Here is a 19,602-nt window from a genome sequence, read left to right as displayed (position 1 = left end):
TGCGGGAATGGCGGAATTGGCAGACGCGCTAGACTTAGGATCTAGTGTCAACGACGTGGGGGTTCAAGTCCTCTTTCCCGCACCAGCAAAAACCAGTGGTTCTGCCATTGGTTTTTTCATATGTATGCAATAATGCGCGAATATGGTATAATACTGTGATGGAGACAACAATTCGTGTCATATATTAAAAATAAATTAGGGGGTTCATTGATGAAGGCTGTTTTTGAAAAAAGGGAGAAAAACACGGTACACTTTAATATCGAATTGCCTGCAGGCGACTTTGAAGGAGCTTTGCAAAAAGCTTATTTAAAGAACAGAGGGAAATTTAACATACCCGGATTCAGAAAGGGTAAGGTCCCAAGAAAAATAATTGAAATGAACTTTGGAGCAGACATATTCTTTGAAGATGCTATCAATATGCTTCTACCTGAGGCTTATTCAGATGCTATCGAGGAGCTTAAGCTCGAACCCGTAGACAGCCCTGAGGTGGATGTTGAAGAGATAAATCTTGGAGAGCCTGTAAATGTGAAATTCAGCGTAGATGTAAAGCCTGAGGTAGAGCTTGGGGATTACAGTACTATAGAGCTGGAGAAGGTAGACTACTCAGCAACCGATGCAATGATAGATGCTGAAATTGATAGAGTGAGAAACATGAACTCCAGAATGATCGACGCAGGAGACAGGGGAATCGCCAACGGCGACTTTGTAACCATGGATTTTGAAGGATTTATCGATGATGAAGCCTTCGAAGGCGGAGCTTCAGAGGATCATGTCCTGGAAATCGGATCAGGACAATTTATACCAGGCTTCGAGGAAGGACTTCTCGGCAAGAAAAAAGGAGAGGCAGTTGAAGTAAATGTTACTTTCCCGGAAGAATATCATGAGGAGTCGCTGAAGGGTAAGTCAGCAGTATTCAAGGTCGATATAAAGGAAGTAAAGGTAAAGGAGCTTCCTGAGCTTGATGACGAATTTGCCAAGGATGTCAGCGAATTTGATACTCTTGAGGATTATAAAAACAGCATCAGAGTGGAGCTTGAGAAGCAGCTTAAGGATCAGGAAAAGATCGAGACAGAGAACAAGATAGTCGAGAAAGTAGTTGAAATGAGCAGCTTTGATGTTCCTGAAGGCATGATACAATCACAAATCGACAATGAAATAAAGGATTTTGAGTATAGAGTGGGCATGCAGGGCTTCAACATGGAAAGATACCTGGAGCTTACAGGTATGTCTGTTGAGGAGCTTAGAGACAACTTCAGATCTGTGGCCGAGAGAAGAGTTAGAGCGGACCTTGTTCTTGAGGCTATTGCAAAGGCTGAGGGAGTAGAGGTCACTGAGGAGGATCTTGACAAGGAACTGGAAAAACTTGCTGAGCAATATAAGCAGGAAAATAAAGAGAAGTTCGTTGAGGACATGAAAAAAGGAGATTTAGGCTTCTTAAAAGCGGGTATATCGAACAGTAAAGTTTTAAATCTGTTAAATGAGAAAGTTAAATTCATCTAATTAATAGGAGGTATGGATATGTCATTGGTACCTATAGTCGTTGAACAAACTAACAGAGGAGAAAGGTCCTACGATATATATTCAAGATTGCTTAAGGACAGAATCATAATGCTGGGATCAGAGATTAATGACGTTGTCGCAGATCTGGTCGTAGCACAGCTTCTGTTTCTTGAAGCAGAGGATCCTGAGAAGGACATTCAGATCTATATCAACAGCCCTGGCGGTTCAGTAAGTGCAGGATTTGCAATTTTTGATACAATCCAGTACATCAAGCCTGATGTTGCAACTATATGCGTAGGAAGAGCCGCTTCCATGGGAGCGTTCCTTCTGGCAGCAGGAACAAAAGGCAAGAGATTTGCGCTGCCGAACTCAGATATCATGATCCACCAACCCCTTGGCGGAGCTCAGGGACAGGCTGAGGATATAAGGATCCAGGCTGAAAAGATAATTGAGATCAGGGAGAGAATAAACAGGATATTGTCAGAGAGAACGGGACAACCACTTGAGCGGATAGCCAAGGATACAGACAGGGACTATTACATGAGCGCTTCAGAGGCTGTAGAATATGGAATAATCGATGCCATAATGGAGAGAAAGAAATAAGAGGTGAGTCCATGGCAAAAAATGACGACAAGCAATTGAGATGCTCATTCTGCGGGAAGCCGCAGGATCAGGTCAAGAGGCTCATTGCAGGTCCAAATGTGTATATATGCAATGAATGCATCGAGCTGTGTCAGGAGATAATCGAGGAGGAATTTGTTGATTACTTGAATGATTTCGAGCTTGAGGAGGTTCCAAAACCCTCTGAAATAAGGGAAACACTGGATGAATATGTCATTCATCAGGAAAGAGCAAAAAAGGGTCTGGCAGTTGCAGTCTACAATCACTATAAGAGAATACACAGAAAGCCATCAAAGAACGATCCCGTGGAGCTACAAAAGAGCAATATAATGATGATTGGGCCCACAGGCTCTGGGAAAACCCTTTTGGCGCAAACTCTGGCCAAAATATTGAATGTACCCTTCGCAATAGCTGACGCAACCTCACTGACTGAGGCTGGATATGTAGGCGAGGATGTTGAAAATATAATCCTGAAACTGATCCAGGCAGCAGACTATGATATTGAGAAGGCTGAAAAGGGTATAGTCTATATTGATGAGATAGATAAAATTGCAAGAAAGACAGAGAATCCGTCAATTACAAGAGACGTAAGCGGAGAGGGTGTTCAGCAGGCATTGTTGAAAATCCTTGAGGGCACGGTTGCCAATGTACCCCCTCAAGGAGGAAGGAAACACCCGCATCAGGAGTTCATACAGGTAGATACTACAAACATTCTGTTTATAGTCGGAGGGGCTTTTGACGGACTTGACAAGATAATCCAGTCAAGAGTTGGCAAGAAGTCTATGGGCTTTGGTGCAGACGTTAAGTCGCAGAGGAGAAACATGAGCGAGCTTCTGAAGCAGATACAGCCTGAAGACCTTATAAAATATGGTCTCATCCCTGAATTTGTGGGGAGACTTCCGGTGGTAGTAACACTTGAGGAGCTTGACGAGGAAGCTTTGGTAAGAATATTGACCGAGCCAAGAAATGCTCTTGTAAAGCAGTATAAGGAGCTTTTCTCCATGGATGATGTTGAACTGGACTTTGAGGAATCTGCTCTTAGAGTGATAGCGAAGAAAGCAATCGAGAGAAAGACCGGAGCAAGAGGCTTGAGGGGCATTATTGAGGAGAGAATGCTGGATATAATGTATGAGATTTCCAATAGAGCAGACGTTGAAAAATGTGTTATTACTAAGGAAACAATAGAGAATGACGGAGAGCCTACTTTGGTATTATCCCAGGAAAAGAAAAGTAGGGCCAGGAAAAAAGGCAATAAGGAATCCGCATCCTAAAGGCTCACAGCAGTGAGCCTTTATTTTTCCAATTGAAGGAGGGATATTATGGAAAACCCCTATGTAATAGAAGACAAAGTACTGCCCTTGATACCGTTAAGAGGCATTTCAATTTTTCCACACATGGTGATACATTTTGACGTTGGAAGGGAGAAATCCGTCCAGGCACTGGAAAAGTCCATGATGGATGATTCCCTTATACTGCTTTGTACACAAATAAATCCAAAGCTTGAGGAGCCTACAACCGATGACTTTTATCATGTAGGCACGATCGCTAAAGTCAAACAAATGCTAAAGCTTCCCGGAGGAAGCATTAGGGTGCTGGTAGAGGGCTTGAACAGAGGTAAGGTAAAAAAAGTAGTGCAGAGAGAACCCTATTTTCTTGCTGAAGCCGAGGAGTACAGCTATAATCCTGACGAGATCAAGAAAAGTCAGGATATTGAAGCAGCTATGAGGCTTGTGATTGTTGATCTTGAAGAATATATCTCCCTGAACTCCAAGGTATCCTCAGAGGTTCTTTTTACAATCTCCGATATTGAGGATCCCGGAAGACTTGCAGATGTAATCGCGTCTTATGTATTCCTTAAGCAGGAGGACGACCAGAGGATACTTGAGGCTTTTGATCTTTATGAAAGGCTTGAGGTTCTCCATCAGATACTCCAGGAAGAGATAGAGCTATTAAGGATAGAGGATAAAATAAATCAAAGAGTAAGAAAACAGATCAACAAGATCCAAAAAGAGTACTATCTTAAGGAACAGCTAAAAGCCATCCAGAAAGAACTGGGAGAGGACGATGACCTCTCAGGAGAGATTGAGGACTATGAAGCCAAGCTGAGTAAAATAAAAATGCCAAAAGAGGTCAAGGATAAGGCCATGAAGGAAGTTGAAAGACTTTCGCGAACTCCGTCCCATTCAGCTGAGGTAGGTGTAATAAGGACTTATCTGGATTGGATTGTTGAGCTTCCATGGGACAAGGAAACCAGGGAAAAAATTGATATTAAAAAGGCCAGAGAAATACTTGATGCTGACCACTACGGACTTAAGGACGTTAAGGAGAGGATTCTTGAGTTCATTGCCATCAGGAAGCTTTCAACCTCCATCAAAGGACCTATATTATGTCTGGTAGGTCCCCCGGGAGTAGGAAAGACATCAATAGCAAAATCTATAGCATCTTCATTGAACAGGAACTTTGTAAGGATGTCTCTGGGAGGAGTCAGAGATGAAGCAGAGATAAGGGGACACAGGAGAACATATGTGGGAGCAATGCCGGGCAGGATAATAAGCTCTATAAAGAAGGCTGGAACGAAAAACCCGGTTTTTCTATTCGATGAAATTGACAAGCTTGCCAATGACTTCAGAGGCGATCCGGCCAGCGCACTTTTAGAGGTTTTGGATCCTGAGCAGAACACCACATTTACTGACCATTTTCTGGACGCGCCATTCGACTTATCAAAGGTTCTCTTTATAACAACAGCAAACACCACCTCCAGCATCCCTCCAGCTCTATTGGACAGGATGGAGGTAATTCGAATCAGTGGTTATACCGAGGAAGAGAAGCTTGAAATAGCAAAGCGTTACCTGCTGCCTAAGCAAATGAAGGAGCATGGTCTAAAAGAAACCCAAATGACTATGTCTGATGGAGCCATAAGGGATGTTATAAACTATTATACAAGGGAAGCAGGAGTCAGAAATCTTGAGAGAAATCTCGCCGGAATCTGCAGGAAGGCTGCAAAGACAATAGTGGAAAAGAATAAAAAGATTGTACGGATAAATTCCGGAAATCTTTCTGGATATCTGGGTGCAGGTCGTTATCGATACGACACTGTGGAGGAAAAAGATCAAATAGGCGTTGCCAACGGCCTTGCATGGACGGCAGTGGGAGGGGAGACTCTTTCCGTTGAGGTAACTACTATGCAGGGGACAGGCAAGACCCAGCTCACAGGTAAGCTGGGAGAGGTCATGAAAGAATCAGCCATGGCAGGGATAAGCTTTATCAGAGCAAATGCAGAAAGACTTAATGTTCCTATGGATTTTCATAAGGATATGGATATCCACATTCATGTTCCCGAAGGAGCAATTCCCAAGGATGGTCCATCTGCTGGTATAACCATCGCCATTGCCTTAATATCAGCGCTTTCCAACACACCAGTTTATAAAGACGTTGCCATGACTGGCGAGATCACTCTTCGAGGCAGGGTACTGCCTGTAGGCGGTATTAAGGAGAAGCTGCTTGCAGCTCATAGAATGGGTATTAAAAAGGTCTTGATCCCCTTTGAGAATGAAAAGGATCTGGAGGAGATACCTGATAAAATCAAAAAGAAAATGGAATTCGTGCTTGTGAAGAATCTGGATGAGGTTCTTTTGCATGCGCTGGTTGCCAAGGGTGATGATGATGAAAATAAATAAGTCTGATCTGCAGGCAATGGCAGTTGCACCTGCTGGCTACCCACAGGATGAGCTGCCGGAAATAGCTTTCGCCGGGAGATCGAATGTTGGGAAGTCATCATTTATAAATGCGATGCTGAACAGGACGAATCTGGCTAGAACAAGTGGAAAGCCAGGGAAAACGAGAACAATAAATTTTTATATTATCAACGAAGAATTCAGATTTGTAGACCTTCCAGGTTATGGGTATGCCCAGGTATCAAAAACTGAAAGAAAAAAATGGGGAGAGATCATTGAGAAATATCTAAGTAACAGGTCAAATCTAAAAGCCATTTCACTGATCCTGGATATAAGGCATAAGCCGACTCCTCAGGACATAGATATGTTCAACTGGATCAGGGCTTATAATATCCAGCCTGTAGTTGTAGCTACAAAGGCGGATAAAATAGCCAGAGGACAATGGGAAAGGCATCTTAAGATAATAAGGGAAGCCCTGGAGGTAAAGTCTGGAGAAGTTCAGATAATACCATTTTCTTCATCAAAAAAAATCAATGTGGATAAGCTGTGGGAGTTGCTTGAGGAATATCTTCAGCTGCCAGTATATGAGCAGGAAAAAGACCAGTGATTCCCACTGGTCTTTTTAAGTACATTATTATTCTTTTTCAAACATATCCTTAGTTGCGCCGCAAACCGGGCAAACCCAATCCTCTGGCAGATCTTCGAAAGCAGTTCCAGGAGCGATGCCTCCATCTGGATCTCCCTCAGCTGGATCATAAACATAACCACATGGTCCACAAACCCATTTGTCCATATTAAAATCTCCTTTCGCTTGTTATTTTGTTGAGTCACCTAATTATACCATATATCTTAAGAAAATAAACTATGATTTTGGGAGCCTATAAAATAACAAAGATTAATATGCTTCAAAGTGGGTAAAATACTAAAAAACAGAACATGACGGGTGTGATTGCGATGGATTATATTTATAAAGGATCAGTATGCAGCGATCTGGATACCATAAAATCCTTTATAGACAAGACAGTACAAATACTTAACGGAATAATAAGTGATCGGGACCTGATGTTTGACATCAGGGTAATTCTCAACGAATTGATTGTTAATGGAGCGCTTCATGGAAACGAATGCATGTCCTCAAAGACAGTCAGCCTCACCCTTAGAATGAGCGAGGACAAGCTCATGATAGAGGTAGAGGATGAGGGAAGAGGCATCAATTATAATCTGAAGGAATATAATCCCTCCGATCTAAAATCCTGGGGCAGGGGCTTGGTTCTGGTCAATGGGTTATCTGACGAGCTTTACGTTGAAAGAAACAGAGTGGTTTCAATAAAACGGATCGTTTAGGAGGTAAGTAGCATGAACAAGAGAATTGCTATTCTGGTGGTATTATCGCTGCTTGCGGGAGTGATGATACCATTTGTTGTTTACGGAGAAGAGCAGGAGTATGATTTGGAAGAACTGGCTTTAAAAGCAAAGCAAATTTTTGAGATCCCGGATGACTACGACACCTTCAATTCAAGTATCAGTTCCTATGGAGAAAGAACTTATTACTACTTTAATTGGAGAGACTCGGCCAGAAAACTTAACGATATAAGCGTGACTATAGACAGTAACGGCCTTGTAACCTCTTACAGCACATATGATCCCAAAGCACCTGAGGAGCAAAGACTGCCAAGAGTGACAAAGGACGAGGCGATAAATCTTGCAGTTAGTTTTATTGAAAGGCTGGGAAATGGGATTTCAAACAGCATAGAGTATGACGATACGAACTATTATGCAGCTGCAAGTGATCCAAACTATAATCTCAGATTCATAAGGACAGCAGACGGGATCCCATTCATCGACAATGACTTGAACATAAGCATTTCCAAGGGATCAGGCAAGACCACCAGCCTCTATTTGAACTGGACTGGAGATGCTGAATTCAGTGGCCTTGATGGTATTATGGATCTTGAAAGTGCCAGGAACGCATATAAGAAAATACCGGGGCTTCAACTGGTTTATAAAATAAGCGATCAGTTTCCAAGACCTTTGGATTCGTCCGGACAGGAGCTTTCTCATTATTTGGTTTATGCTCCGAGGGACAATATAACCATGATAGATCCATGGACTGGCGAACCGGTAATTTCAGGCTATGGACCTTATGGAATGGGTGGCGGAAAAGCTGAAGCCATGGACCAGGGGGGTATTACACCAGTAGAAAAGGAAGAACTGGAAAAGCTTAAGGGATTGCTGTCATCTGCCGAAGCTGATAAGAAAAGCAGAGATCTCCTTGATATCGGCGATGATTATCTTATGGACAGCCAGAGCCTTTATCCCTCATGGAAGAACAAGAACGACTATAACTGGTCCACCAGCTTCTCTAAAAACAGCGGAGCGGAAAACTCTATTTTTATTGAGGTATCTATAGATGCCAGATCTGGAGAGCTCATATCCTTCTATATCAACAACTCGGCCAATGAAGGGAAAAAACCAACATTGGGCAGGGAGAAGGCAAGAGAAATTGCTGAGGATTTCGTCAGAAAAACAATTCCTAACCTCATGGATTCCATTAGAAGTCCCATTGAATACAATATATCTGAAGCAGAAAGGCTGCAATATTTTATTTTCAACAGATATATTGGGGATATCCAGGTGGAAGGAGATTCAATAACGGTGGTCGTTGATACCTTTGATGGTTCGATTGCATCCTACAATAAGTCCTGGTACTCAGGAAACTTCCCTTTGTCAGAGGGGATAATAACCCTGGATGAAGCATACAAAACACTTATTGAAAGTGTAGGCTTTGGACTTGGGTATCGTATTATACCTGTCGAGGAGAAGGGCATCTGGTCTGATCTGGTAAGGCTGGTATATCAAACCAATCCTCAAAGAGCACCCTATATCGACCCGTTTACAGGAGAGCCTCTTGATTACTCGGGGAATCCTTACAGGACCAGGCAGGCAATAAGCTATGGTGATTTGGATAACACGTATGCCAAGGATAAAATAATGATCCTCACTGAATACGGCATTACATTGCCTGGTGAGAATTTCATGCCAAAGTCACAGATCATCCAGAAGGATTTCATGAGATACCTGTGGGCTGCAATGAACTCCTACAGGCTGGACAGAGAGGTATCTGACGATACAATATACCAGGAACTGACCGATAGCGGGATAATAAGAGATGATGAAATAAACAGGGAAGGAAAAATAACAAAGGCTGAGGCTGCAAAATTCGTTGTAAGAGCAAAGGGATACGAAAAAATCGCATTGATACAGGGGATTTATGCAAATATTTTCGAGGATTCAAACGCTATAGATAAGGATTACAAGGGGTATGTCACGCTGGCATATGGCCTTGGAATACTGAAGGGTGACAATTCAGGCTATATAAGGGCAGACTATTTCCTTAAGAGGGAGGATGCTGCATCGATTATATTTGAATTTGCGTTCAACGGGTCCTGATCAAACAAACAGATTTGCCAGCCAGCTCCTGAGAGCTGGCTGATAAATTTTTCGAATGCTTTACAAAATAGTGATAATGGGATAATATTAGTGGGTTGAAGAACAATCAAATAATAGAAGGGATCTGTAATACTAAATGATAAGAGAAGATATTAGAAACATTGCAATAATTGCCCACGTCGACCACGGAAAGACAACGCTTGTAGACAGTCTGCTTAAGCAATCAGGAATATTCAGGGCAAACCAGCAGGTCAATGAAAGAGTAATGGACTCAAATGACATAGAGCGGGAGAGAGGAATAACCATCCTGGCAAAGAATACAGCTGTAAACTATAAAGGCGTAAAAATCAACATAGTAGATACCCCTGGACATGCCGACTTTGGTGGAGAGGTTGAAAGAGTACTTAAGATGGTAAATGGAGTAGTTCTCCTGGTTGATGCGTTCGAGGGACCGATGCCCCAGACTAAATTTGTACTCAAGAAGGCGTTGGATCTTGAACTGCCAGTTGTAGTTTCCATCAACAAGATAGACAAGCCTGAGGCACGCCCGGAGGAAGTAATTGATGAGATCCTTGACCTTTTAATAGAACTGGGAGCAAAAAGCAGCCAGCTTGATTGCCCGTTCGTGTTCACTTCGGCAAAGAAAGGCACCGCAGCTCTTGAACCCGGAGGCGATGAGGAATCAATGGAGGCTCTATTTGAAACCATCCTGACGTATATACCTGCACCAGAAGGGGATGCGGAGGAACCTCTTCAGCTTCTTATATCGACCATAGATTACAATGAGTATATTGGCAGGATAGGGATAGGCAAAGTCGAGAGAGGAACTATCAGGATAGGGCAGGATGTTGTGATAGTTAACCAGGCTCACCCAGAAAGACAGCTTAAGGCTAAGATATCGAAGCTTTACGAGTTCCAGGGTCTTACAAGAGTAGAGGTTGATTATGCTGCAATGGGGAGCATTATAGCTGTGTCGGGCCCATCGGACATAGAAATTGGGGACACGGTTTGCGATCCTGATGCTGTTCAAGCCCTTGATTTTGTAAAAATATCTGAACCTACACTAGCGATGACATTTTCAGTAAACAACAGTCCATTTGCCGGGAGAGAGGGAGAATTCGTAACATCCAGACAGCTTAGGACAAGGCTTTACCGAGAAGCTCAGACTGATGTCAGCCTTAGGGTCGAGGATACTGACTCTACCGATGCCTTCAAGGTTTCGGGGAGAGGAGAACTTCATCTCTCTGTTCTAATTGAAAATATGAGAAGAGAAGGCTATGAATTCCAGGTATCTAAGCCTGAAGTACTTTACAGAATGATAGAAGGAAAACGCCATGAGCCAATGGAGATAGTGACAGTTGATGTCAATTCTGAATTTGTAGGAGCGGTCATAGACAAGCTTGGCCAGAGAAAGGGCGAATTGGTAAGCATGTCTGAGTCAAATGGAGGATATGCAAGACTTTTGTTTTCGATTCCGGCAAGGGGTCTCATAGGCTACAGGCAAGAGTTTCTAACAGACACAAAAGGAAATGGAGTACTCAATTCCATATTTGATGGATATCGGCCTTTCAAGGGCGAGATCCCAAGAAGAAAGACAGGATCGATAATAGCATTTGAAACTGGAGAGTCGACAAGCTATGGCTTGTATTCAGCCCAGGAAAGAGGTATCCTCTTTATAGAGCCTGGAACTCAGGTATACGAGGGCATGGTGGTAGGATCCAATCCCAAGGGACTGGACATAGAGGTAAACGTCACACGAAAAAAGCAGCAATCAAATATTCGTGCCGCAGGCTCAGACGATGCGCTTAGATTATCTCCCCCCAAGCTGATGTCGCTGGAGGAGGCTTTGGAGTTTATTGAAGACGACGAACTGATCGAAATAACTCCGAAATCTATTAGGATAAGAAAGAGAATATTGGACGCAGGAAAGAGGTATAAATCAAAGAAGTAATTCACCCTGGAGGGAAGAGATTTGGAAGCATTAATCTCATTATATGAATGGGCATTCAGCAACCTTATCTGGATAAATATGCTCCTCGCCTTAGCCTTGGTGTTTTTTGAAAGGAGAAATCCGACATCAACCTGGTTATGGTTAATGGTGCTGCTGTTTTTACCTGGGATTGGATTTATATTATATCTTTTCATCGGGCAGGATATGTCAAAGAAAAAGATGTTTAAGCTTAAGAGCGAAGAGGATGATTGTTTTGATATACTGATAGCTGACCAGGAAAAGAATCTTACAACCAGGGAGTTTCTAAAGAGAAATCCTGAATACAAGATATATGATGACATTGTAAAGCTCAACCTTATGAGCAGCAAGTCAGTTTACACTGTGGATAATGATGTTGAGCTTTTGTTCAGCGGCGAGGATAAATTCACAAGTCTTCTGAACTGCATAGAGAATGCAAAAAGGTACATCCATATGGAGTATTATATATTCCATAGCGATCAAATCGGAAGCAAGGTGCTTGATGCTCTTACCAGAAAGGCTGAAGAAGGGGTAGAGGTTAAGCTTCTTATTGACGGGATGGGTGGCAGGGAGATGTCCAGAAAAGCCCTGGAGAGACTAAAGCTTGCCGGCGGGAATGCTGCGTTCTTCTTCCCTCCGTTTATTCCGATTGTAAATGTAAGGATCAACTACAGAAATCACAGGAAGATATGTATCATAGACGGTGAAGTGGCTTTTATGGGCGGGTTTAATATAGGGGATGAATATCTTGGTATTTCCAGGAAGTTTGGCTACTGGAGAGATACTCATTTGAAGCTGAGGGGTTCTGTTATTAGCTCACTCCAGTGGCAGTTTTTCCTTGACTGGAGATTTGCAACGGGAAAGGAGCTGACTGGTTGCCAGAGCTATGTGGGTGCTGAGATCAATGAGGAAAAGGTAGGAGTTCAGATCGTAAGCAGTGGTCCCGATTCCAAATGGCCAAGCATTAAGGATGGCTATCTTAAGATGATAGCTAATGCGGAAAAGAAGCTTTATATGGAAACTCCATATTTCATACCTGATGACAGCATTTTTGAGGTACTGAGGATCGCAGGTCTTTCTGGTCTGGATGTCAGGATCATGATTCCCAATAAACCGGATCATCCATTTGTTTATTGGGCAGGGTTAAGCTATATTGGAGATCTTTTAGAGGCGGGGGTTCGGTTTTATACCTATGAACGGGGCTTTCTGCATTCAAAGGTGATGATAATGGATGACCTTGTATCGTCTGTTGGCACTGCAAATCTGGACATAAGAAGTTTCAAGCTGAACTTTGAGATAAATGCATTTATTTATGACAGCGAGATAAATAAAGCCCTGACAGACAGGTTTATCGGGGATCTTCAAAATTGCCATGAGATAACGATCGAGGAATATAATAAGAGGTCAAGAATGATCAAGATGAAGGAGTCAGTATCCAGACTTCTATCACCTATACTATAAGGAGGAGCTATGAGATCAGAAGCGATAATGAGCAGCTATGTACTTAATGGAGCTATTGTTGGATCAGATGATGCAACGGTGTTTGATTTGATATCAAAGCCGCCAATTTATGAGGTAGTCAGAGTCGTCGCAGGGAGACCTCTCTTTCTTGAGGATCACCTTGACAGGATGTATAATTCCGGTAGTCTGATCGGCTATGACATTGGTTTTACAAGGGATGAGGTCAAGGGGTTCTGCAGTAAATGTATCGAGGAAAATGGGATTGAAAACAACAATATCAAGCTTATGGCTGTTGAAGATGATTTTGGGGACAAGCGGTTCATTGTTATGGCAATTGAAAGCTTTTATCCGCCTAAGAGCTATTATAAAGAAGGGATCAAAACCACGTTGCTCGACCATCAAAGAGACAACCCAAATGCAAAGATACAGCATGGGGACTACAAGCAAAGGGTCAAGGATGCGATGGAGAAGGCAGATGCATTTGAGGTGCTGTTAAAGAATGGAGAAGGCTTCATTTTGGAAGGCAGCAGATCCAACATGTTCTATATTATCGATGGGAGAGTGTATACTGCACCAAGCACTGATGTCCTTTTGGGAATTACGCGCAAGCATATAATTAGGCTGTGCCGGGATATCGGATATGAAGTGGAGGAAAAAAAGCTCCATATTGATGAAATGAATTCAGTAGATGGGATGTTCATTTCGGGAACCAGCATTGGAGTTCTTCCAATAACTTATGTGGATTCTTATGTGCTGGGTTCTGTAAACAACCCTGTAATAAAGAAGCTTCTGGATGCCTATGAATCAATGATATACAAGACCCTGGGCTGATCACCTGATCAACTTAGGGTCTTGATTTTACTGTTCCTCTGCAGCGAGTTTTGCTATTTCAACTATTGTAAGTGCCGCCAGTTTCATACCTTCTATAGTGATGAATTCATATTTTCCATGGAAGTTGTAGCCCCCGGTAAAAAGGTTTGGACATGGAAGCCCCATAAAGGATAACCTTGAGCCATCTGTACCGCCTCTTATTGGTTTGATCTTAGGCTCGATACCAAGCCTCGTCATAGCTTTTTCAGCAAGCTTGATGATATCATAAACCGGCTCGATCTTCTCTCTCATATTGAAATATGAATCCTTCAATGTCAACTCTGCCACCTGACCGTATTTTTTGTTGATATAGTTCACTGCTTCCTGAAGGATCGATTTCTTATTATTAAACTCCTCCAATGAATGATCTCTTATGATATAGCTTAACTCTGTTCTTTCAACTGTACCATCGACTCTCATAAGATGGAAGAAGCCCTCATATCCTTCAGTAAATTCAGGTCTTTGATTTACAGGCAGCATAGCACCCAGCTCATGGGCAATATGGATCGAATTTATCATCTTGTTCTTGGCCGTTCCCGGGTGGACATTTCTGCCGCTGATAACTATTTTAGCCGATGCAGCGTTGAAATTTTCAAACTCAAGCTCACCTACAGGTCCGCCGTCGACTGTATAAGCCCAGTCAGCTCCAAAAGCATCCACATCGAAGTGGTCAGCACCTCTGCCGATCTCCTCATCAGGAGTAAATGCAATCCTCATTTCACCGTGGGGTATTCCAGGATTATTTATAAGGTACTCAATTGCAGTTATTATCTCAGCTATTCCAGCTTTATTATCTGCCCCAAGCAGAGTGGAGCCGTCAGTGGTAATAAGGGTTTTTCCAATGAGCTGACTTAATTCAGGGAAATCCCTTGGTGACAAAACGATCCCTTCGGCAGGATCGAGCAGAATATCCCCTCCATCGTATTTTTCTACTACTCTTGGAGAAACATTTTTCCCGGAAATATCCGGGCTTGTATCCATGTGGGCTATGAAACCGATGACTGGAATATCGGCATCAGTGTTAGCAGGTAGAACTGCTGTTAAATAGCCGTTATGATCAATATTAACCTTCTCCAGTCCCATAGACTTCAACTCGTCAGCGATATGTTTTCCTAATGCCAATTGCCCTGCTGAACTCGGAACCGATGTTGAGCTTTCATCTGATGTGGTTTCGATCCTGACATACTCTAAAAATCTATCCATTATTTTATCCATATGATCCCTCCTGGTTCTATTTTACATTATAATTATAGTTTAAGTCATGTTATTTCAATAGTGGTTAATTTTAGCAATAACCTGTTAGAATATGCTATAATAATGGGCATACATATAAAGAAAATATGCAAGGAGGTAAGAGTATGACTGTTAAAATAATCACTGACAGCTGTTGTGATTTACCACCAGAACTTGCTGCTGAGCTGGGCTTGGAAGTTCTGTCGTTACTGGTTATAAACGAGGAAAGAGAGTATAGGGATCAGCTTGATATAACTCCAAAGGATGTTTATGATGGCATGAGAGAAGGGAAAATCTATAAGACAGCCCAGGTGCCGCCTCACGTGTTTGAGGAGTCTTTTGAAAGAATTGCAAGAGAAGGACAATCAGCTATATATCTTGGATTTTCATCTGAGCTTTCAGCAACATTTCAGTCAGCAAGAATGGCTAAGAACAGTGTTTTAGAAAAGTATCCTGAGCTCGACGTAGAGCTTATAGACACGAAGGCCGCATCCGGAGGATTCGGTATGATCGTCTATGAGACGGCAAAAAAAGCTAATGAAGGAGCTTCGATGGAAAAGGTACTTGAAACAGCTAATTTTTATATTGAAAATATTGATCATATTTTTACCGTCGATGATATCGAATACCTTTACAGAGGCGGTAGAGTTTCCAAAACAAATGCTGTTCTGGGAGGCATGCTGAATATAAAGCCTGTGCTTGAGGTCAAGGAGGGGAAGCTTGGACCGGTTGACAAGGTTAGGGGGAGGCAGAAGGCCTTAAGAAGGATCCTCGAGCTGATGGAAGAAAGATCCGTTGATAAGGATCTCTCCAACAGGAAGGTATTCATATACCACGGGGATGATCCTGAGGCTGCTGAAAGAATGAGGGAAATGATAGCAGAGAAATTTGGAGTCAATGACTTTTATATTAGTTTTGTAGGGTCTGTTATAGGCGCTCACACAGGCCCAGGGACAATAAGTGTATTCTACTCTAAGAGAAATCTGGTGTGATTTGGAGGTAAACCATGAGATGGATCAAGGTATTTTTAGTTTTTGTAATAGCATTTATACTGCTGTTTTCAGGAACTCTCGTATATCTAACCATCACAGATTCTGATTTCGAAGGATCCATCCCTCTTTCTGTGACCAATAATCAGGTAGCTGAGGTCCCGGTAGGAGAAACCATAGGCATAACTACTCTCAACATAGGTTATGGTGGACTGGATGATACTAAAGTATCGTATTTCGAAGGTGGAAGACCTGAGAAAAGGGCTGATAAGGTGGATATACAGGAAAAACTTGATTCTCTCATTCTTGATCTCGACTCTACAGACTCGGAGATATTCTTTATCCAGGAGGTAGATATTGGGTCCTCAAGAAGTCAAAAAATCGACCAGTCAGAATATTTTAGGATAAACTACCCCCATTTTGGCAGCGTATTCGGAATCAATCACGATGCTGACTTCATACCGCTTCCAATATTCAGGCCAATCGGCAAGGTTACAAGCGGATTGATGACAATGTCCAGATACAATATTTTAAGGGCTGAAAGACATAATCTGTATAATACAGATAGTTGGCCTATGGATCTGTTTCTCATGGACAGGTGCTTTGTTGAGACAAGGCATCCTGTACGCAATGGCGGAGAACTGGTGCTTATAAATCTACAGCTTGCACCCTATAACGACAAGGAAATAACCAGAGAAATGCAGCTTAGAGAGCTTAATAGCTTCATAAGCTCCGAGTATTCGCAAGGTAATTATGTGATCGTCGGAGGCGACTGGAGTCACAGCCTGCCGGGAACAGATCCACTTAGCTTTACAGTTGTGGAAGCATGGCCAAGCTGGCTGAAGGATTTGCCTGGAGAGTTTGTTCCTGAAGGTTTTTCCTGGGCTATAGACAAGGCGACTCCTACTAAAAGATCTTTGAAATCCCCTTACAGCCCAGGGATAACTTTTAAGGCAGTTGTAGACGGATTCCTGGTCTCAGACAATATATCGGTTGAGGGGGTCTATGCCATGGATGATGATTTTGCCAATTCACATCATAATGCAGTTACGCTGAAAATGAGGTTAGTTAACTGAAAAAGAATAATGGGAGAGAGTTGATAGGTTGATGGGGACTACGGTAGCATTTTTCGACATAGACGGAACGATATTCAGAAATTCCCTTATGATCGAACATTTCAGAAAGCTGATAAGCTTTGAGATCATAGATCCGGAGGTATGGTATACCAAGGTGAAGAAAGCTTATGACGAATGGGAAAGAAGATATGGAGACTTCGAGGAATACCTTGAAATCCTGGCAGGTGTATATCTGGATGAACTCAAGGGGATCAAAAGAGACCATGTGGATTACGTAGCAAACCATGTAATAGAAACAAACTGGGATATGGTATATAAGTACTCCAGAGGCCAGATAGACTGGCACAAATCAATGGGTCATAAGGTCTTTTTCATATCGGGAAGCCCTGACTTCCTTGTATCCAGGATGGCTGAAAAATATGGTGCAACAGAATACAGGGGAACTGAATACTTTGTAGACGATGACAACAGGTTTACAGGTGAGATCAGGAGGATGTGGGATTCTGAGAGCAAGAAGAAGGCTGTTGACGAGATAATTTCAGCTCATAACGTCGATCTTGATTCAAGCTATGCATATGGCGACACCACTGGTGACCTTTCCATGCTTAGAAGAATAGGAAATCCGGTAGCTATAAATCCAAACAAGGAGCTTTTAACACAAATCAAGGAGGACAGACTGCTATCCTCCAAGACAACCATAATTGTAGAGAGAAAGAACGTGATTTATAAATGCACCCCTGAAGTAGAGGTGCTGTAGACCAGCCTGCTGGTCTATTGTTTTTTATGCTGGAGCTGAAGCTCCCCGAGGAATCTTGAAGCTTTGACACCCTCTCCGTTGACTGAGTCATAGGTTATAAGGTGAAGCTTTTTTCTCGCCCTGGTCATGCCAACATAAAAAATTCTTCTTTCCTCTTCATAAAGATGGCAAGAACCTTTATTAAGCTCTTCTATACTTGACTGGGACGGGAACTCGCCTTCTATGAGGTCAACTAAATATACATGGTCGTACTCAAGACCCTTTGAGGAGTGAATGGTTGACAAAGCCACGCCCGTCTTATTTCGATTCTGATTTGAGAATATTGCCTCAAGCTTCCTCATTCTATCCTTAAAATCATCCTTATTGTCTGATATTTTCGCAATACAGCCTAAATGGTAGAGCATCTCCTTTAGATAATCGAATGTATACCCAGACCTTTGTGAATTTTCCTTTAGATATTCCATATAGCGTAGGCTGTCCTCAATGAATCTTATTGCAGGTTCAGGCTTTAACCTTGCCAATCTTCTGAAGTCAAGATCCAGCTCATTTATCTGGCGTCTGTAAAATTCAGTAAGACCCGGAAAGGAAAGCAGCCTTTTCCATACTGTTTCGTTGTGGCCTTTACCTTTCACATGCTGCATCATACTCTTTGATATATAGCCCTTAGTTTTATAATAAATGTTCTCAAATGCTGATTTGTCCTTTGGATTCTCTGCAAGTCTGAGGAAACTTTCTATATCCTTTATCAGCCAATGATTGAAAAACCTTAGCCTTGAATCCCGCGTGTAGAAGGGGATGTCATTAGCATATAGCGCATTTGCTATCCCTATTGAGGACAGATTATTTCTGAACAATACGGCTGCTTCAGATGGATTTGAAATATTTGACAGTTCTTCAACCAAATAACTGTATTGATCGTCAGCGCTTCTAAACCTCAATATCTGAACTGGCTCAAGCTGTGGATTATTCGTTCTTACCGTCTTTTTATACCTGCCGCTGTTTTGTGATATAAACTGACCGGATACAGACACAATATTTGCACTTGACCTATAATTGTCCTCCATAAAATAAATCGCTCCATCAGGAAAATCCTTTGAAAAGGAAAGAAGACCCTCGGGATGAGCACCTCTGAAACCATATATGGACTGGTCATCGTCAGCAACTATAAAAAGATTGTTTCCAGGCTCTGACAACAGTCTTAGTATCACAAGCTGAAGCTTTGAAGTGTCCTGACCTTCGTCAAGCTGCACATATCTGTACCTGGACCTGTAGTGAGCCAGAAGACCTGGATACTTGATGAAAAGTCTGTAAGCTATTCCAAGCATGTCGTCAAAATCAATAAGTCTGTTCTTTTTTTTGAAGTCCTCATATGCTGTAAAAAGTTCAGGGAAGCCTTCGACGTCCGATGACCTGGCATTGTCATATTCCTTTAGCTCCAGCATCATATTTTTTATATATCCGGCATGTGAGAAGAAGTTCTCCAGTTTTTCTTCGGTTATTTGGTAACCGTTTTTTTCAAGGTAAAGATTTTTGACAATGCTGAATTTATTTATGCTTGTGCCCTCATCTTCAATAAGTCTGAAACTCTTCCCTGAGGTTTTTGCAAAGTCCCGAACAACACTAAAGCAAAAAGCATGAATAGTCGAGAAGTCAGGAACAGGACTATCTGCAAAGTTCCTCCTGTACCTTGAAGACATGTCACTTGCTGAAGCTCTGCTGAACGTTATTGATAATATGCTTGAGGGGTCCACTCCGTGCTGATGTATCAACCCATAGGTTCTATGGATAAGTACAGTTGTTTTTCCTGCGCCTGGTACAGCAAGGACTAATGCCGGCCCATCCTTATGCCTGATTGCTGATTCTTGTTCTCTGCTGAATCTCATTTTGCACCTCCTGGAATCAAGTTTAATTCTACCATAAAAACATGAGCTGATGAATATTGATATTCAAGAGTCTATATGATTTACAATGAGCAGGGATAAAGCTGAGAAGCAAAGCTCTT

The 19,602-nt window shown here is 42.3% G+C and carries 16 protein-coding genes and 1 tRNA gene; 14 read left to right on the top strand and 3 right to left on the bottom strand.

Annotated elements, in window-relative coordinates:
- The first annotated feature begins 1 nt into the window (after position 1).
- From EC328_RS08495 to yihA, 6 genes are all read left to right on the top strand, one after another.
- A tRNA-Leu gene (locus EC328_RS08495) sits at positions 2 to 85 on the top strand.
- Between the two features lie 125 nt (positions 86 to 210).
- Complete coding sequence (tig, locus tag EC328_RS08490) at positions 211 to 1,500, top strand: trigger factor (RefSeq protein ID WP_128426385.1); 1,290 nt, start codon at positions 211 to 213, stop codon at positions 1,498 to 1,500.
- 18 nt (positions 1,501 to 1,518) lie between these two features.
- Positions 1,519 to 2,103, top strand: coding sequence for an ATP-dependent Clp endopeptidase proteolytic subunit ClpP (gene clpP, locus EC328_RS08485; RefSeq protein WP_128426384.1), 585 nt, complete (start codon positions 1,519 to 1,521; stop codon positions 2,101 to 2,103).
- Between the two features lie 11 nt (positions 2,104 to 2,114).
- Positions 2,115 to 3,392 (top strand): ATP-dependent Clp protease ATP-binding subunit ClpX, encoded by a 1,278-nt coding sequence (gene clpX / locus EC328_RS08480; RefSeq protein ID WP_128426383.1) that lies wholly within the window; start codon positions 2,115 to 2,117, stop codon positions 3,390 to 3,392.
- A 48-nt stretch (positions 3,393 to 3,440) separates the two neighbouring features.
- Complete coding sequence (gene lon, locus EC328_RS08475) at positions 3,441 to 5,798, top strand: endopeptidase La (RefSeq protein WP_128426382.1); 2,358 nt, start codon at positions 3,441 to 3,443, stop codon at positions 5,796 to 5,798.
- Positions 5,785 to 6,402: a ribosome biogenesis GTP-binding protein YihA/YsxC gene (gene yihA, locus EC328_RS08470; RefSeq protein ID WP_128426381.1), complete on the top strand. Its 618-nt coding sequence runs from the start codon at positions 5,785 to 5,787 to the stop codon at positions 6,400 to 6,402. The genes lon and yihA overlap by 14 nt, the downstream gene beginning before the upstream one ends.
- Positions 6,403 to 6,429: 27 nt before the next feature.
- Here yihA and rd read toward each other — a convergent pair whose 3' ends face one another.
- Positions 6,430 to 6,588 carry a rubredoxin gene (rd, locus tag EC328_RS08465; RefSeq protein WP_128426380.1) on the bottom strand — a complete coding sequence of 53 codons (159 nt, stop codon included), beginning with the start codon at positions 6,586 to 6,588 and terminating at the stop codon, positions 6,430 to 6,432.
- A gap of 161 nt (positions 6,589 to 6,749) precedes the next feature.
- Between rd and EC328_RS08460 the strand changes: the two genes are divergently transcribed.
- The 5 genes from EC328_RS08460 (at position 6,750) to EC328_RS08440 (ending at position 13,506) form a co-directional block, all read left to right on the top strand.
- A complete protein-coding gene (locus EC328_RS08460; protein WP_240671465.1) occupies positions 6,750 to 7,139 on the top strand; it encodes an ATP-binding protein in 390 nt (129 codons plus the stop codon).
- Positions 7,140 to 7,151: 12 nt separating this feature from the next.
- On the top strand, positions 7,152 to 9,245 hold the full coding sequence (locus tag EC328_RS08455) for a YcdB/YcdC domain-containing protein (RefSeq protein ID WP_128426379.1): 2,094 nt from the start codon (positions 7,152 to 7,154) through the stop codon (positions 9,243 to 9,245).
- Positions 9,246 to 9,381: 136 nt separating this feature from the next.
- Positions 9,382 to 11,196 carry a translational GTPase TypA gene (gene typA / locus EC328_RS08450; protein ID WP_128426378.1) on the top strand — a complete coding sequence of 605 codons (1,815 nt, stop codon included), beginning with the start codon at positions 9,382 to 9,384 and terminating at the stop codon, positions 11,194 to 11,196.
- A 21-nt stretch (positions 11,197 to 11,217) separates the two neighbouring features.
- On the top strand, positions 11,218 to 12,675 hold the full coding sequence (cls, locus tag EC328_RS08445) for a cardiolipin synthase (RefSeq protein ID WP_128426377.1): 1,458 nt from the start codon (positions 11,218 to 11,220) through the stop codon (positions 12,673 to 12,675).
- A gap of 9 nt (positions 12,676 to 12,684) precedes the next feature.
- Positions 12,685 to 13,506, top strand: a complete 822-nt coding sequence (locus EC328_RS08440; protein ID WP_128426376.1) for an aminotransferase class IV — start codon at positions 12,685 to 12,687, stop codon at positions 13,504 to 13,506.
- Positions 13,507 to 13,533: 27 nt separating this feature from the next.
- On the opposite strand, the gene pepT is transcribed toward EC328_RS08440, so the two are convergent.
- Complete coding sequence (gene pepT / locus EC328_RS08435; protein ID WP_128426375.1) at positions 13,534 to 14,760, bottom strand: peptidase T; 1,227 nt, start codon at positions 14,758 to 14,760, stop codon at positions 13,534 to 13,536.
- Between the two features lie 143 nt (positions 14,761 to 14,903).
- Here pepT and EC328_RS08430 point away from each other — a divergent pair, with 143 nt between their 5' ends.
- Genes EC328_RS08430 through EC328_RS08420 form a run of 3 tightly spaced genes read left to right on the top strand, consistent with a single transcriptional unit; the run spans position 14,904 to position 17,600 of the window.
- Positions 14,904 to 15,770 (top strand): DegV family protein, encoded by an 867-nt coding sequence (locus EC328_RS08430; protein WP_128426374.1) that lies wholly within the window; start codon positions 14,904 to 14,906, stop codon positions 15,768 to 15,770.
- 14 nt (positions 15,771 to 15,784) lie between these two features.
- Entirely contained in the window at positions 15,785 to 16,843 is a 1,059-nt protein-coding gene (locus tag EC328_RS08425; RefSeq protein ID WP_128426373.1) for an endonuclease/exonuclease/phosphatase family protein, read from the top strand.
- Positions 16,844 to 16,874: 31 nt separating this feature from the next.
- Positions 16,875 to 17,600: an HAD family hydrolase gene (locus tag EC328_RS08420; RefSeq protein ID WP_128426372.1), complete on the top strand. Its 726-nt coding sequence runs from the start codon at positions 16,875 to 16,877 to the stop codon at positions 17,598 to 17,600.
- Positions 17,601 to 17,614: 14 nt separating this feature from the next.
- Here the strand turns inward: EC328_RS08420 and EC328_RS08415 are convergent, their stop codons facing one another.
- Entirely contained in the window at positions 17,615 to 19,483 is a 1,869-nt protein-coding gene (locus EC328_RS08415; RefSeq protein WP_128426371.1) for an ATP-dependent helicase, read from the bottom strand.
- Positions 19,484 to 19,602 lie beyond the last annotated feature (119 nt).

It is taken from the genome of Gudongella oleilytica, assembly GCF_004101785.1.
Taxonomy (GTDB): Bacteria; Bacillota; Clostridia; order Tissierellales; family Tissierellaceae; genus Gudongella; species Gudongella oleilytica.
Note: the sequence above shows the minus strand (reverse complement) of the source record. Positions and strands in the feature narration are given on the sequence as shown.

Bases quoted from the DNA above. Each gene is read 5' to 3' on its own strand.
- clpX (WP_128426383.1), top strand. From the start codon at position 2,115: ATGGCAAAAAATGACGACAAGCAATTGAGATGCTCATTCTGCGGGAAG.
- pepT (WP_128426375.1), bottom strand. From the start codon at position 14,760: ATGGATAAAATAATGGATAGATTTTTAGAGTATGTCAGGATCGAAACC.
- EC328_RS08460 (WP_240671465.1), top strand. From the start codon at position 6,750: ATGGATTATATTTATAAAGGATCAGTATGCAGCGATCTGGATACCATA.
- yihA (WP_128426381.1), top strand. From the start codon at position 5,785: ATGAAAATAAATAAGTCTGATCTGCAGGCAATGGCAGTTGCACCTGCT.
- typA (WP_128426378.1), top strand. From the start codon at position 9,382: ATGATAAGAGAAGATATTAGAAACATTGCAATAATTGCCCACGTCGAC.
- EC328_RS08420 (WP_128426372.1), top strand. From the start codon at position 16,875: ATGGGGACTACGGTAGCATTTTTCGACATAGACGGAACGATATTCAGA.
- clpP (WP_128426384.1), top strand. From the start codon at position 1,519: ATGTCATTGGTACCTATAGTCGTTGAACAAACTAACAGAGGAGAAAGG.
- EC328_RS08415 (WP_128426371.1), bottom strand. From the start codon at position 19,483: ATGAGATTCAGCAGAGAACAAGAATCAGCAATCAGGCATAAGGATGGG.
- tig (WP_128426385.1), top strand. From the start codon at position 211: ATGAAGGCTGTTTTTGAAAAAAGGGAGAAAAACACGGTACACTTTAAT.
- lon (WP_128426382.1), top strand. From the start codon at position 3,441: ATGGAAAACCCCTATGTAATAGAAGACAAAGTACTGCCCTTGATACCG.
- EC328_RS08455 (WP_128426379.1), top strand. From the start codon at position 7,152: ATGAACAAGAGAATTGCTATTCTGGTGGTATTATCGCTGCTTGCGGGA.
- EC328_RS08440 (WP_128426376.1), top strand. From the start codon at position 12,685: ATGAGATCAGAAGCGATAATGAGCAGCTATGTACTTAATGGAGCTATT.
- EC328_RS08425 (WP_128426373.1), top strand. From the start codon at position 15,785: ATGAGATGGATCAAGGTATTTTTAGTTTTTGTAATAGCATTTATACTG.
- rd (WP_128426380.1), bottom strand. From the start codon at position 6,588: ATGGACAAATGGGTTTGTGGACCATGTGGTTATGTTTATGATCCAGCT.
- EC328_RS08430 (WP_128426374.1), top strand. From the start codon at position 14,904: ATGACTGTTAAAATAATCACTGACAGCTGTTGTGATTTACCACCAGAA.